We start from the raw sequence: 14,817 nt of genomic DNA, 5'->3' as shown, positions 1-14,817 counted from the left end.
CTGCGGTACGGGAGCGCCCCCGAAGGGGCGCGGGGAACTGCGCGACCAGCCACGACGAGGCCGCAGACAATCGACGGCCCATCGCGGCCCTTCCAGCGGAGCGCCTAGCGCAGGCTGCGTACGTCGAGATGGTGCAGCACCCGGTCCACGATCTCCGGGTCGTAGCCGGATTCGCTGCGGGCGGCCAGCACCTCGTGGCGCGCAGCCGACATCATCTCGCGCTGGATGCGCTGGACCGCCTTGATCCGGTCCACGCGCTTGCTGTACCGCTCGCGCCGTTCGTCGTCCACGATGTCCGGGCTGATCCGCGCGCCGATGTCGAAGGCGCCGCGCAGCAGCCGCTCGGCGACCTCCTCGGGCAGTTCCTCGACGTCCTCGATCTCCTTGAGCCGCGCCTTGGCGGCCTTGGCGGCGCGCACGGCGAGTTCGCGCTCCAGGGCCCGTTCGGCGTCCGTGTCCGCGCGCACGCCGAGCCTCTTGACCAGCCACGGCAGGGTGAGCCCCTGCGCGACGAGCGTCGCGATGATCACGCAGAAGGCGATGAAGATGATCTCGTCCCGGGCGGGGAACGGCGCCCCGTCGTCCGTCTTCAGCGGAATGGCGAGTGCCAGCGCGACCGACGCCACGCCCCGCATGCCGGACCACCACATGACGACCGTCTCGCGCCAGGTCGTCGGGATCTCCTCGTCGTAGTCGCGGAGTCTGTGCAGCCGCTTGGCGAGCCAGGTGGCGGGCAGCAGCCACAGCAGCCGTACGCCGACGACGACCGCGACGACGGCGCCGCCCCAGCCGACCATCTGCCACTCGCGCCCGTCGGCCGTGCCGAAGACGTTGTGCAGTTCGAGCCCGATGAGCCCGAAGGCGACACCGGTGACGAGCGTGTCGACGATCTCCCAGAAGGACTGACCGGTGATCCGGCCGAGCACGTCGTCCGCGTCGGTGGCGTTCTCCGCGAGGTAGAGCGCGGTGGTCAGGACGGCGAGGACGCCGGAGCCGAGCAGCTCTTCGGCGAGTACGTACGCGACGAACGGCACGAGCAGCGTCAGGCCGGTCTGCAGGGTGGCGTCGGCGAGCAGGCTCATCAGCTTGTTGGAGAGCCAGCCGAGTACGAGACCGACGGCGACGGCGACCACGGCGGAGAGCACGAGCTGGCCGGCGGCCTCGGGCCAGGAGAAGGTCCCGCTGACGGCGGCGGCGATGGCCACGTGGTACAGCACGATCGCGGTGACGTCGTTGAAGAGGCCCTCGCCCTCCAGGATCGACACCAGGCGGCGGGGCAGGCCGAGCGAACCGGCGACGGCGGTCGCGGCCACCGGGTCCGGCGGGGCGACGAGCGCGCCGAGCACGACGGCGGCGGCGAGCGGCAGCCCCGGCACGACGGCGTTCGCGACGGCCGCGACGGCCGCCGTCGTCACGAACACGAGCGCCACGGCGAGCAGCAGGATCGGCCGGATGTTGGCCGTGAACTGCCGCCAGGACGTGCGCTGTACGGACGCGTAGAGCAGCGGCGGCAGGACCAGCGGGAGGATGAGGTCCGGCGGGACCTCGACGTTCGGCACGAACCGCAGGAAGGCGAGGACGCCCCCGAACAGCGTCATCAGCACCGGCGCGGGCAGCCCGATCCGGTCCCCCAACGGCACGGTGACCAGGGCACCCAGCAACAGCACGAGCAGCAGCGCCAGTTGATCCACGGGGTGCCCTCCGGCGGGTCGGATGCGAGGAAGATCAGCACCTCAACCTTGCCACGCACCCACCCGAAACCAGCCAAACCCGACTTCTGGCGACGGTCTGCGACGCGCCGTACCCGCTATGGGCAGACCGCCGTACCCGCTGTGGGCAATCGTCCCGCGGGGCGGGACGGGTGGGCACAGCCCACGGTGCCGGATGCCGCCGACGGTCTCAGCTAGCGCAGCGCCTTACGCATGGCCAGGTGCGGGATCCCCGCGTCGAGGAACTCCGCCCCGTACGCCTCGTACCCCAACCGCTCGTAGAACCCCAACGCGTGGGTCTGCGCGTGCAGATCCACCGCGTGCAGCCCCCGCTCACGGGCGGCGTCCTCGATGGCGGCGACAAGCCGGGCACCGACCCCAAGCCCTCGGGCGGACCGCAGCACAGCCAACCGCCCCAAGGCGCCCACGCCAGAATCCGCGTCGCCGTTCTTCACGGCGGCCGCGTCCCCCATGAGCAGCCGCCCCGTGCCCAGCGGTGTCCCCTCGTCGGCGCGCACCGCGAGCACGTGCACGGCCACGCCGTCGTACTCGTCGTACTCGAGGTCCTCGGGCACACCCTGCTCGGCGACGAAGACGTCCTTGCGCACGGCGAAGCAGGCGTCCAGGTCCTCCTGGCCCACCGCGACCCGGCAGGTCACCTCGTCCCGGCGCCCGGTGGCCGCGGCGCCCGCCGCGGTCACGCGCTCTCCGCGCGCACCCGGTCCAGCGCCAGCTGGAGATCGTCGGGGTAGGCGCTCTCGAACTCCGCCCACTGCCCGTCCCCGGGGTGCTCGAAGCCGAGCCGGACCGCGTGCAGCCACTGGCGCGTGACGCCGAGGCGCTTGGCGAGCGTGGGATCGGCGCCGTACGTCAGGTCGCCCACGCAGGGGTGGCGGTGCGCCGCCATGTGCACGCGGATCTGGTGGGTGCGGCCGGTCTCCAGCTTGATGTCGAGCAGGGAGGCGGCGCGGAAGGCCTCGATCAGGTCGTAGTGCGTGACGGAGGGCTTGCCCTCGGCGGTGACCGCCCACTTGTAGTCGTGGTTCGGGTGGCGGCCGATGGGGGCGTCGATGGTGCCGGTCAGCGGGTCCGGGTGGCCCTGCACCAGCGCGTGATAGCGCTTGTCGACCGTGCGCTCCTTGAACTGGCGCTTCAGCGAGGTGTACGCCCGCTCGGACTTGGCGACGACCATCAGGCCGGAGGTGCCCACGTCCAGGCGGTGCACGATGCCCTGGCGCTCGGCGGCGCCGGACGTCGAGATGCGATACCCGGCGGCGGCGAGGCCGCCGATCACGGTCGTGCCGGTCCAGCCGGGGCTGGGGTGCGCGGCGACGCCGACGGGCTTGACGATCACGACGATGTCCTCGTCGTCGTGCACGATCTCCATGCCCTCGACGGGCTCGGCGACGATCTGCACCGGGGCGGGCGCCTGCGGCATCTCCACCTCCAGCCAGGCCCCGCCGTGCACGCGCTCGGACTTGCCGGCCACCGCGCCGTCGACCAGCACCTTGCCTGCGGCCGCGAGCTCGGCGGCCTTCGTGCGGGAGAAACCGAACATGCGCGAGATGGCGGCGTCTACGCGCTCGCCCTCAAGGCCGTCCGGTACGGGCAGGGTGCGGATCTCGGGAATCGTGCTCACCCCACGAGTATGCAGGAGGGGTACGACACCGCCGTACCGAAGGCCGTACTCGGCCCCTCCCGGCATGGGGCATCGGGTCCTTGCCGGAGGGGCGTCAGTCCTTGTGGACGGTGCCGTCCGGGTCGAGCCCGCGGAAGGAGAGCAGCACGATCAGGATGCCGCCGCAGACGATCGCGGAGTCCGCGAGGTTGAACACCGCGAAGTTCTTCGGCGCGATGAAGTCGACCACCGCGCCCTTGAAGATGCCGGGCGAGCGGAAGATCCGGTCGGTGAGGTTGCCGAGCGCGCCGCCGAGCAGCAGGCCGAGGGCGATCGCCCAGGGCAGGCTGTAGAGCTTGCGGGCGAGCCGGGCGATCACCACGATCACGGCCGCGGCGATCACCGTGAAGATGATGGTGTACGCCTCGCCGAAGCCGAACGCGGCGCCCGCGTTGCGGATCGCGTTGAAGCGCAGCAGATCGCCGACCACGTCGATCGGCTCGTGGTGCTCCAGCTTGGCGACCACGATCATCTTGCTGATGAGGTCGAGCGCGTACGCGAAGAGGGCCACGCCGAACAGCACGGCGATCTTGCGCCTGCCCTTGGGCTTCGGCTCGTCCTCGGACGGCTGCCCGCCGTCGGGCCGCTTCCCGCCCTCGGACGGCTCCCCGCTCCCGGCCGGGCGGCCGTCCGCCGGTGTCCGCCCGTCCGTGGAGCCGGAGTCGGAGTCGGACTGCTCCGGTCCGGCTCCCGCCGCCTCAGGGATGTCCGGCGTACCGATGATGCGCTCCGCCTCTGCCACGTGAGTCCCTCGACCTAGGTACCTGACTGGGGACGAGGGTACGGCACACACGTACGGACCAGGACGCGCAGGCCACGCTCAGTAGCGCCGTTCCTGCTTCTGCTTGCACTCGACGCACAGGGTCGCGCGCGGGAAGGCCTGCATGCGCGCCTTGCCGATGGGGTTGCCGCAGTTCTCGCAGAGGCCGTACGTCCCCGCGTCGAGGCGCTCCAGGGCGCGCTCGGTCTGCTCCAGCATCTCCCGGGCGTTCGCGGCGAGCGCCATCTCGTGCTCCCGGGTGATGTTCTTGGTGCCGGTGTCCGCCTGGTCGTCGCCCGCGCCGTCCCCGGAGTCCCGCATCAGGCCGGCGAGCGAGTCCACGGACGCCTGGATCTCGGTGCGCAGCCGCAGTGCCTCGGACATCAGCTCGGTACGTGCCTCGGAGACCTCTTCCGGGGTCCATGGATCCTCGCCGGGACGCACCGCGAGCTCGCCGGGTGCCGCCGCGGCCCGCGCCTTGGGCACCGCACCGGCCTTCTTCGCCGCTGTCGCCGTGCCCGGAGTCTTCTTCGCAACCACCGTCGTGGCTCCCGTCGTCTCCGCGGCCTGAGCCGCACCCTCGACCGCGGACGCGGCCGACTTCTTGGCCGAACGTTTTCTGGCCCCTGGGCCCTTGGCGGCACCCGTCGCCCTCTTGGACGCACGCACCCCACCGTCCGCCTCCCTCCCCCGCCCGCCCTCCCCCTCGGCGACCGCCCCCGCCGCGGCGGCACTCTCCGAAACAGCAGCCGCGGCGGCTGCTTTGGGGGGCGGCTCCTTGGGAGGTGCCTTCGTAGTGGGTGCCGTGGTCTTCTTGGCGGCCGCTTTCTTGCTGGCCACCTTCTTGGTGGTCGCTTTCTCGGCGGTCGCCTTCGTAGTGGTCGCTTTCTTGCCCGCGGCCTTCGCAGTGGCTGACTGCTCCGGGGCTGCCTTCTTGGCCGTGGCCTTCTCGGCGGTCGCTTTCCTGGCGGTCGTCTTCTTGGCGGTCGTCTTCTTGGTCGTGGCCTTCGCCGCCCTTGCCTGGGCCGTCTTCTTGGCGGACGCACCCTTGGCGCTCGCCTCCTTGGCGGCCGACTTCGTGGCCGCGGTCTTGGCAGGCACCTCCTTGTCGGACTCGCCCCGGGCGGCCGTCTTCTTGGCGGACGTGGTCTTCGTAGCTGCCTTCTTGGCGGACGTGGTCTTCGTCGATGTCTTCTTGGCAGCCGCCTTCGCAGGGGCCTTCTTGTCGGGCGCCTTCTTGTCGGGGGCCGCCCTGTCGGTAGCCGTCTTCTCGCCGGCCGCCGTCCTGGTGGACGACTTGCTGGCCGTCTTCCTGGCCGCCGCCCCGGCAGCCGCCCCCTTGGGGGCGGTCTGCCCCGAGCCGGCCCTCTTGGCTCCCGTCTTCGCAGAGACCACCTTCTTGGTGGCCGCCGCAGTGGCCACCACCTTCCCGGCCACACCGTTCGCGGCCTTCCGCGCAGCGGACGTCCCGGCACTCCTCACCGGAGCCCTGCCCGTGGGTCTGCTCGACGCCGACTGCTGTACGGCGGTCTTCTTCGCCACCATGGCCGCGGCCCCTTCACATATTGTGATCTTGCACGCGAATCGTGCTGGGACGATAAATCGACTCCAGGCCCGCGGCAACGGGGCACGCCGCCCGATTCGCCCACCCCCCGGGGCCGCACGGCGAGCCTGCATGCGTTGTGCCCAGCTCCCCGCCGGGTAATCCGCCGACCAGGGCGCACCGGGACACGTCGGCGCGCGTCTGGCCATTCGGGTCAGTACGCGCACGGACCCCGCACCGCCGGGCCGCCGCCGAAAACCGGTCGGCCGCCCCCGCCCCGGCGCCGTACACTGACCGGAGCGAGAAGCGTGGATGGGGACGAGTAGCGGCGTACGCAGCCATGAGCGACCCGGGGACGGTGTGAGCCCGGGGGCGAGCGCGACGTGAAGATCACCCCGGAGCCGCCGGAAGAAAGCCTGACCCAGCCCCTGCGGGACGGACCAGGCCGGTAGACCCGGCATCGCGACCCCAATGAGGGGGCCTTCCCCGGCGCCGACCGCGCCAGGAGGGCCAAGGAGGGTGGTACCGCGGGAGCGAGCGCAGCAGCGCGACTTCTCGTCCCTCCGACGGAAGGGAAGAACGTCCGCCGGAGGAAGCGCGAACATGACACCGCCGCCGCAGTACCGCCAGGTGCCAGCCCAGGTCGACCTGCCCACCCTCGAGCACGCCGTGCTCGACTTCTGGCGCGAGCAGAAGATCTTCGCCAAGAGCCTGGAGCAGTCCGAGGGCCGCCCCGAGTGGGTGTTCTACGAGGGCCCGCCCACGGCCAACGGCATGCCCGGCGCGCACCACATCGAGGCCCGCGTCTTCAAGGACGTCTTCCCGCGCTTCCGCACCATGCGCGGCTACCACGTCGCCCGCAAGGCCGGCTGGGACTGCCACGGCCTGCCCGTCGAGCTCGCCGTCGAGAAGGAGCTCGGCTTCAACGGCAAGAAGGACATCGAGGCGTACGGCATCGCCGAGTTCAACGCCAAGTGCCGCGCGTCGGTGACCCGCCACACGGACGCCTTCGCCGAGCTCACGACCCGCATGGGCTACTGGACCGACCTCGACGGCGCCTACCGCACGATGAACCCCGAGTACATCGAATCGGTCTGGTGGTCCCTGAAGGAGATCTTCAACAAGGGCCTCCTCGTCCAGGACCACCGCGTCGCCCCCTGGTGCCCCCGCTGCGGCACGGGCCTGTCCGACCACGAGCTGGCACAGGGCTACGAGACGGTCGTCGACCCGTCCGTCTACGTCCGCTTCCCGCTGACCGGTGGCCCCCTCGCGGGCCAAGCGGCCCTCCTGGTGTGGACGACCACCCCGTGGACACTGGTGTCCAACACGGCCGTCGCCACGCACCCGGACGTCACCTACGTAGTGGCGACCGACGGCAAGGAGAAGCTGGTCGTCGCCCAGCCCCTCCTGGAGAAGGCCCTCGGCGAGGGCTGGGAGGCCACCGGCCAGACCTTCACGGGCGCCGAGATGGAGCGCTGGACGTACCAGCGCCCCTTCGAGCTCGTGGAGTTCCCCGCCCCGGCGCACTTCGTCGTCAACGCCGACTACGTGACCACGGAGGACGGCACCGGTCTGGTCCACCAGTCCCCCGCGTTCGGTGAGGACGACCTCAAGGTCTGCCGGGCGTACGGCCTGCCGGTCGTGAACCCGGTCCGCCCGGACGGCACCTTCGAAGAGGACGTACCGCTCGTGGGCGGTGTCTTCTTCAAGAAGGCGGACGAGGCCCTCACCAAGGACCTCGGCGACCGCGGCCTGCTCTTCAAGCACATCGCGTACGAGCACAGCTACCCGCACTGCTGGCGCTGCCACACCGCGCTCCTCTACTACGCGCAGCCGTCCTGGTACATCCGCACCACGGCCGTCAAGGACCGCCTCCTCCAGGAGAACGAGAAGACCAACTGGTTCCCCGACTCGGTCAAGCACGGCCGCTTCGGCGACTGGCTGACCAACAACGTCGACTGGGCGCTGTCCCGCAACCGCTACTGGGGCACCCCGCTGCCCATCTGGCGCTGCGAGGAGAACCACCTCACCTGCGTCGGCTCCCGCCAGGAGCTCACCGACCTGACCGGCACCGACCAGTCGGACCTCGACCCGCACCGCCCGTTCATCGACGACGTCACGTTCCCGTGCCCCCAGTGCGAGCGGACGGCCACGCGCGTGCCGGAGGTCATCGACGCCTGGTACGACTCGGGCTCGATGCCGTTCGCGCAGTGGGGCTACCCGTACAAGAACAAGGAGCTCTTCGAGAGCCGCTACCCCGCGCAGTTCATCTCGGAGGCCATCGACCAGACCCGCGGCTGGTTCTACACGCTGATGGCCGTCGGCACGCTCGTCTTCGACAAGTCGAGTTACGAGAACGTCGTCTGCCTCGGCCACATCCTCGCCGAGGACGGCCGCAAGATGTCCAAGCACCTGGGCAACATCCTGCAGCCGATCCCGCTGATGGACCAGCACGGCGCCGACGCGGTCCGCTGGTTCATGGCGGCCGGCGGCTCCCCGTGGGCGGCCCGCCGCGTGGGCCACGGCACCATCCAGGAAGTCGTCCGCAAGACCCTCCTGACGTACTGGAACACGGTCGCCTTCCAGGCGCTCTACGCCCGTACGTCGAAGTGGGCCCCCTCGGACACCGACCCGGCGCCGGCCGACCGCCCGCTGCTCGACCGCTGGCTGCTCAGCGAGCTGCACGCCCTCACCGACCAGGTGACGCAGGCCCTGGACGCCTACGACACCCAGCGCGCGGGCAAGCTCCTGTCCGCCTTCGTCGACAACCTCTCCAACTGGTACGTACGCCGTTCGCGGCGCCGCTTCTGGCAGGGCGACGCGGCCGCGCTGCGCACGCTGCACGAGGTCGTCGAGACGGTCACGCGCCTGCTCGCCCCGCTGACGCCGTTCATCACCGAGCGCGTCTGGCAGGACCTGGTCGTGCCGGTCACGCCGGACGCTCCGGAGTCGGTGCACCTGGCCTCCTGGCCGGAGGCGGACCTGTCGGCGATCGACCCCGAGCTGTCCCGGCAGATGGTGCTCGTCCGCCGCCTCGTCGAGCTGGGCCGCGCCTCGCGCGCCGAGTCCGGCGTCAAGACCCGTCAGCCGCTGTCCCGCGCGCTGGTGGCGGCCGCCGAGTTCGAGACGCTCGACGCCGAGCTGCGCGCCCAGATCACCGAGGAGCTCAACGTCTCCTCGCTGGCGTCGCTCTCCGAAGTCGGTGGTTCCCTGGTCGACACCACCGCTAAGGCCAACTTCCGTGCCCTCGGCAAGCGGTTCGGCAAGGGCGTCCAGGCGGTGGCGAAGGCCGTCGCGGAGGCCGACGCGGCCGCGCTGTCCCTCGCCCTGCGCGAGGGCACGGCGTCGGTGGAGGTCGACGGCGAGACGGTGACTCTCGCCCCGGACGAGGTCATCATCACCGAAACCCCGCGCGAGGGCTGGTCGGTGGCGTCCGACTCCGGCGCCACGGTCGCCCTCGACCTGGAGCTCACGGACGAGCTGCGCCGCGCGGGCCTGGCCCGGGACGCGATCCGCCTGATCCAGGAGGCCCGCAAGAACAGCGGCCTGGACGTCGCGGACCGCATCGCCCTGCGCTGGACGGCCACCGACCCGGCAGTGGTCACGGCCCTGACCGACCACGCGGCCCTCATCGCGGACGAGGTCCTGGCCACGGACTTCGCCTCCGGCGAGGCGGACGACACGTACGGCACGCCGTTCGAAGACCCGTCCCTGTCCCTGACGTTCCGCCTGCGCAAGGCGTAACTCCCCCGCCCGGAAAGCCCGAAGGCCCGGTCCCGCCAAAAAATCTTGGCGGGACCGGGCCTTCGGCGTTGCGTGCCCGCGCACAGGTGAACGTTTCTGCGGCAGCAGTTGGTGCCACTGTGCCCCCGGCACCCGGCCCCCCGCTCCCCGCTCCCGGCTCCCGGCTCCCGGCTCCCGGCTCCCGGCTCCCGGAGCAGCGCAAAAGGGCGGGGCCCCCGGAATTCCGGGGGCCCCGCCCTTTACGGCTGCCGACGCCTAAGGCGTGGTGACGCCCGTCAGTTGTCGTCCTCGTCGATGAGGAAGCCGCGCATCGGCGAGGGCGCCTGCTGCATGGGCTGCTGCCCCTGCGGCCGCACCGGCGCCATCGGCTGCGTCATCGCGGGCGACATCTGCTGCTGCCCGCCGTAGGACGGCGCACCCTGCGACTGGTTGCCACCCATCGACTGGTTGCCGCCGTAGGACGGGGCACCCGCGCCGGCCGACGCCATGGAAGGCGCGGGGGACGGCGGAAGGGAGGCGGTCGCCGGGGTCCGCGGCGGGGCCAGCGAGTCGTCGGCCTGGGTCTCCAGCTGGCGCAGCTGCGACTCCAGGTACGACTTCAGCCGCGTGCGGTACTCGCGCTCGAAGCCGCGCAGGTCCTCGACCTTGCGCTCCAGCGTGGCGCGGGCGGACTCCAGGGAGCCCATCGCGACACGGTGCTTCTCCTGCGCGTCCCGCTCCAGGGCGTCGGCCTTGGCACGGGCGTCCCGCTCCAGACCCTCGGCACGCGAACGCGCCTCACCGACGATCTTGTTGGCCTCGGAACGGGCCTCCGCGATCGCCTGGTCGGCGGTCTGCTGCGCGAGCGAGAGCACGCGCGCGGCACTGTCACCGCCGGGACCCTGACCGGGCTGGGGCATCTGCGGACCGTGGCCACCCATGGGACCGCCCATGGGGCCACCCATCGGACCCTGACCCATCGGGCCCGGGCCCTGCGGGCCTCCCTGCGGACCATGCCCACTGGGGCCCGCGGGAAGCTGCGGCGCGCCGCCCGGAAGCTGCGGCGGGCCGCCCATCGGGTGCTGCTGCTGCGGCGGCACCGGCTGCGGACCCGATATAGCGGCGGGCACAGGAGCGCCCGGACCGCGCTGGTCCTGCGGCCCGTCGGGGCCACCGGGACCGCCGGGGCCCTTGCGCATACCGCCCTGCTGCTGGTTCTGCGCGGCGGCGCGCGTGGCGGCGGCCAGCTTGGCGCGCAGGTCCTCGTTCTCGCGGAGCAGGCGGGTCAGTTCGGCTTCGACCTCATCGAGGAAGGCATCGACCTCGTCCTCGTCATAGCCTTCTCGGAGGCGGACGGTCGTGAACTGCTTGTTCCGCACGTCCTCGGGGGTCAACGGCATCTCTTCACCTCAACGTAGTCGTCGGCATTCGGCAAGACCGTATCGTTCACAGCCGGCTCACGACGGAGATCAGGATGTAGACGATGATCATCAGTACGAAGAAGGACAGGTCGAGCGCCACGCCCCCGAGACGCAGCGGCGGAATGAACCGCCGCAGAAGCTTGAGCGGTGGATCGGTGACAGTGTAGGTGGCCTCCAGAACGACCACCATCGCCTTGCCGGGTTGCCATGAGCGGGCGAACTGGAAGACGTAGTCCATGACCAGTCGGAAGATCAGCACGATGAGGAAACACATCAGCGCGATGTAGATCACTTGCAAGACCACGCCCATGTTCGCGTTTCCCTCTCCCCTGTTCTCAGTCGAGTCTGTGCTGTGTCGATCCGGTAACTGCCGTCTACTGCACTTGCGTCTCAGCTCTGGTTGAAGAACCCGCCCTCTGCGATGCGGGCCTTGTCCTCCGCCGTGACATCGACGTTAGCAGGCGACAACAGGAACACCTTCTGCGTCACTCGCTCGATACTGCCATGCAGACCGAAGACGAGACCGGCGGCAAAGTCGACAAGTCGCTTCGCGTCCGTGTCGTCCATCTCCGTCAAGTTCATGATCACCGGGGTGCCTTCGCGGAAGTGTTCCCCGATGGTACGGGCTTCGTTGTAGGTCCGGGGGTGGAGCGTGGTGATGCGGTAGGGCTCACGCTCGGACACGACCTTGGGCATGATCACCGGTGCGTTCTTCTCCAGGCTCTGGCGTTCAGGTGTGATGGATGCCACGGGGGCGATTCGCGCCGGTCGTCCCGATTCGGCGGGAACTGAAGCGGCGCGGGGCGCCGGGTCGCGCGGCGCCGGAGGCTGTACCACTCGTACCGATTCATCCCGATCCAAGTCCCGGTCCGACAAGTGGGACTGGTGCGACTGGTGGGGCGGTTCGTGCCGCCTGCGGTCGCGCTCGGGCTCCGGCTCGGGCTCGAAATCGTCATCGGGGTCGAATCCCCGACCGTCGTAACCGTCGTCCTCCACGAGGCCGAGGTAGACCGCCATCTTGCGCATCGCGCCGGCCATGCTCTGAGTCCTCCGCTCTGTGGTGGATCGAGAGGTCCGTCGTCATCAACTGCCCGCGATCCACGAGGCATCCCCGCCGAACTGCGGGAATGACCATATTTTCTGCTGTGGTCCGACTTCCTGGCGACGTTACCCGAGCCCGCGTCGGACTCCGAGTACCGCCGTACCGACGCGCACATGTGTCGCACCGGCCGCCACGGCCTGTTCGAGGTCCGCACTCATCCCTGCCGACACCATGTTCGCAGCCGGATGGGCCACGCGCAGGGCAGTCGACAAATCCATCAGCCGCTCGAACGCCGCCTGTTGCCGTCCCGCGTACTCCCCGGTGAGCGGCGCGACCGTCATCAGACCGTCGAGCCGCAGCCCCGGAGCGTCGGCCACGAGACCTGCCAACTCCTCGATCCCGCCCGGCCCGACGCCGCCGCGGTCGCCCCGTCCACTGGCCCCCGCGTCCAGCGCGACCTGGAGCAGACAGCCGACCTCGCGCCCGGCGCGCACGGCGGCCGCCGACAGGGCCGTGACCAGCTTCGGCCGGTCGACCGACTGCACCACGTTCGCGTAACCGACCACGGAGCGCACCTTGTTGGTCTGCAACTGGCCCACGAAGTGCCAACGCAGGGGCAGATCCGAGCAGTCCGCGGCCTTCGGCGCCGCGTCCTGGTCGCGGTTCTCGGCGACGTCGCGCACGCCGAGTTCCGAGAGAAACCGCACATCGCTCGCGGGGCAGGTCTTGGTGACCACGATCAGGGTCACTTCTTCGCGCTTGCGACCCGCGGCGGCGCAGGCCGCCGCGATGCGCTCTTCCACTTTCGCCAGATTTCCGGCGAGTTCCGCCTTACGGTCCGTCATGCCCCATCAGTCCAGCCAGACATAGCCCGCGAGCCGACCGGTCGTGCGGTCGCGGCGGTACGAGAAGTGGTCGCCCGACTCCAGCGTGCACACCGGCGACTGCTCCCGGTCGCGCACCCCGAGCCGGTCGAGCTGCGCGTGCACCCCGGCGGTCACGTCGACCGCGGGCGTGCCCCAGCTCGTCTCGGCGTACGCCGCGGGTTCCACGGCGGCGACATCGGCGCGCATGTCCGCGGGCACTTCGTAACAACGGCCGCAGACGGCGGGCCCGGTGCGGGCCACGATCAGCTCCGGCCGGGCGCCGAGGCGCACCATGGCCTCGACGGCCGCGGGCACCACCCCGGCGACCAGGCCCGGGCGGCCCGCGTGCGCGGCCGCGGCGACTCCCGCGGCCGGGTCGGCGAGCAGCACCGGGGTGCAGTCGGCGGTGAGGACGGCGAGGGCGAGCCCGCGCCGGGCGGTGACGACCGCGTCGATGGCGGGGATGACCTCGTCGGCGTCCCACGGCCCGTCGACGACGGCGACGTCCCGGCCGTGCACCTGGTTCATCCAGACCACGCGCGCGGGGTCGATGCCGAGGTTCTTCGCGGCCAACTCACGGTTGTGCCGTACGGCTTCGGGGTCGTCGCCGACCGCGCCGCCGAGATTGAGCTTTTCGTACGGAACGGCGCTCACCCCGCCCCACCGGTCGGTGAAGGCGAAGTGGGCGCCGCTCACGGTGCTCGTCGCGGAGCGCTCGTCTATCACTTCAGGAAGTCCGGCACGTCCAGCTCTTCGGCCTGGCTGTCCTGGTGCAGACGGGTCGAGGGGACCTGCGGCGGCGTGACCGGCGTGGCCGGGGGCTCGCTCGCCGGGGCCGGCTCGGGCTTCTCGGCCGGGGCCGGGTCCTCGCGCGTGACGCTGCCGAGGCCGCCGAAGGCCGGGGCGGGGCGGGACGATTCGCTCGGGCGGGCCGGGGTCGCGGGTTCCTCGCGCTTGCCGGACGCCGAGCCGAGGACGGTGTCCCGCTTGGACGGAGGCTGACCGCCGTCGAAGCCCGCCGCGATGACGGTGACCCGGACCTCGTCGCCGAGCGCGTCGTCGATGACCGCGCCGAAGATGATGTTGGCCTCGGGGTGTGCCGCCTCGCTGACCAGCTGGGCCGCTTCGTTGATCTCGAACAGGCCGAGGTCGGAGCCGCCGGAGATGGAGAGCAGGACGCCCCGGGCGCCGTCGATGGACGCCTCCAGGAGCGGCGAGGAGATCGCCATCTCGGCGGCGGCCACCGCGCGGTCGTCGCCGCGGGCCGAGCCGATGCCCATGAGTGCCGAACCGGCCTCCGACATGACCGACTTGACGTCGGCGAAGTCGAGGTTGATCAGGCCGGGCGTGGTGATGAGATCGGTGATGCCCTGCACACCGGAGAGGAGCACCTGGTCGGCCGACTTGAAGGCGTCGAGCACGCTGACCTGGCGGTCCGAGATGGACAGGAGCCGGTCGTTGGGGATGACGATGAGGGTGTCGACCTCTTCGCGGAGCTCGGCGATGCCGTCCTCCGCCTGGTTCGCGCGGCGGCGGCCCTCGAAGGTGAACGGTCGCGTGACCACACCGATCGTCAGGGCGCCGAGCGATCGCGCGATGTTGGCGACCACGGGCGCGCCGCCCGTGCCGGTGCCGCCGCCCTCACCGGCCGTCACGAAGACCATGTCGGCCCCCTTGAGGACCTCCTCGATCTCCTCGCGGTGGTCCTCGGCGGCCTTGCGGCCGACGGCCGGGTTGGCTCCTGCGCCGAGTCCGCGGGTGAGTTCACGGCCCACGTCGAGCTTGACGTCGGCGTCGCTCATCAACAGGGCTTGCGCGTCGGTGTTGATGGCGATGAACTCGACGCCCTTGAGACCGACCTCGATCATCCGGTTGATGGCATTGACACCACCGCCGCCGACACCGATGACTTTGATGACTGCGAGGTAGTTCTGCGGTGCTGCCACGTCGAAGGCCTCTCGCCTCGAGTTACGTGTCGCCGTCTCGCGTTGGAGCGATACGACGACTGATGCCGAATGGGACGGTCCGAACGCCGACCCGAACCCTAACGCTGAAGTTTAGGGTTACCAGTGTGT

General features: G+C 70.8%; 12 protein-coding genes. 1 reads left to right on the top strand and 11 read right to left on the bottom strand.

The genetic code is table 11. The features are described 5' to 3' along the window. Window positions 1-104: 104 nt before the first annotated feature. The 5 genes from AC0KTA_RS28425 to AC0KTA_RS28405 all read right to left on the bottom strand — a co-directional run bounded on the left by AC0KTA_RS28425 (window position 105) and on the right by AC0KTA_RS28405 (window position 5,692). Window positions 105-1,691 (bottom strand): Na+/H+ antiporter, encoded by a 1,587-nt coding sequence (locus AC0KTA_RS28425; RefSeq protein WP_481051059.1) that lies wholly within the window; start codon window positions 1,689-1,691, stop codon window positions 105-107. A gap of 212 nt (window positions 1,692-1,903) precedes the next feature. Then, window positions 1,904-2,368, bottom strand: coding sequence for a GNAT family N-acetyltransferase (locus AC0KTA_RS28420; RefSeq protein WP_481056591.1), 465 nt, complete (start codon window positions 2,366-2,368; stop codon window positions 1,904-1,906). 38 nt (window positions 2,369-2,406) lie between these two features. Continuing rightward, window positions 2,407-3,348: an RluA family pseudouridine synthase gene (locus AC0KTA_RS28415; protein WP_481051058.1), complete on the bottom strand. Its 942-nt coding sequence runs from the start codon at window positions 3,346-3,348 to the stop codon at window positions 2,407-2,409. Between the two features lie 94 nt (window positions 3,349-3,442). Continuing rightward, a complete protein-coding gene (gene lspA, locus AC0KTA_RS28410) occupies window positions 3,443-4,129 on the bottom strand; it encodes a signal peptidase II (RefSeq protein ID WP_481051057.1) in 687 nt (228 codons plus the stop codon). A 78-nt stretch (window positions 4,130-4,207) separates the two neighbouring features. After that, window positions 4,208-5,692 (bottom strand): TraR/DksA family transcriptional regulator, encoded by a 1,485-nt coding sequence (locus AC0KTA_RS28405; RefSeq protein WP_481051056.1) that lies wholly within the window; start codon window positions 5,690-5,692, stop codon window positions 4,208-4,210. Window positions 5,693-6,293: 601 nt separating this feature from the next. On the opposite strand from AC0KTA_RS28405, the gene ileS reads away from it, so the two are divergent. Beyond that, the gene (gene ileS, locus AC0KTA_RS28400; protein ID WP_481051055.1) at window positions 6,294-9,434 is read left to right on the top strand and encodes an isoleucine--tRNA ligase; all 3,141 of its coding nucleotides are present in this window, start codon (window positions 6,294-6,296) and stop codon (window positions 9,432-9,434) included. A 275-nt stretch (window positions 9,435-9,709) separates the two neighbouring features. Here ileS and AC0KTA_RS28395 read toward each other — a convergent pair whose 3' ends face one another. From AC0KTA_RS28395 to ftsZ, 6 genes are all read right to left on the bottom strand, one after another. After that, window positions 9,710-10,813, bottom strand: coding sequence for a DivIVA domain-containing protein (locus tag AC0KTA_RS28395; protein ID WP_189732668.1), 1,104 nt, complete (start codon window positions 10,811-10,813; stop codon window positions 9,710-9,712). Window positions 10,814-10,859: 46 nt separating this feature from the next. Further along, window positions 10,860-11,144, bottom strand: coding sequence for a YggT family protein (locus tag AC0KTA_RS28390; RefSeq protein WP_030361669.1), 285 nt, complete (start codon window positions 11,142-11,144; stop codon window positions 10,860-10,862). 80 nt (window positions 11,145-11,224) lie between these two features. Next, window positions 11,225-11,872, bottom strand: coding sequence for a cell division protein SepF (locus AC0KTA_RS28385; protein WP_481051054.1), 648 nt, complete (start codon window positions 11,870-11,872; stop codon window positions 11,225-11,227). A gap of 129 nt (window positions 11,873-12,001) precedes the next feature. Further along, complete coding sequence (locus AC0KTA_RS28380; protein WP_481051053.1) at window positions 12,002-12,721, bottom strand: YggS family pyridoxal phosphate-dependent enzyme; 720 nt, start codon at window positions 12,719-12,721, stop codon at window positions 12,002-12,004. Between the two features lie 6 nt (window positions 12,722-12,727). Continuing rightward, entirely contained in the window at window positions 12,728-13,438 is a 711-nt protein-coding gene (pgeF, locus tag AC0KTA_RS28375) for a peptidoglycan editing factor PgeF (protein WP_481056590.1), read from the bottom strand. Between the two features lie 26 nt (window positions 13,439-13,464). Beyond that, a complete protein-coding gene (ftsZ, locus tag AC0KTA_RS28370; protein ID WP_481051052.1) occupies window positions 13,465-14,688 on the bottom strand; it encodes a cell division protein FtsZ in 1,224 nt (407 codons plus the stop codon). Between the last annotated feature and the right edge of the window lie 129 nt (window positions 14,689-14,817).

This window comes from Streptomyces sp. Y309 (genome assembly GCF_056712025.1).
Note: the sequence above shows the minus strand (reverse complement) of the source record. Positions and strands in the feature narration are given on the sequence as shown.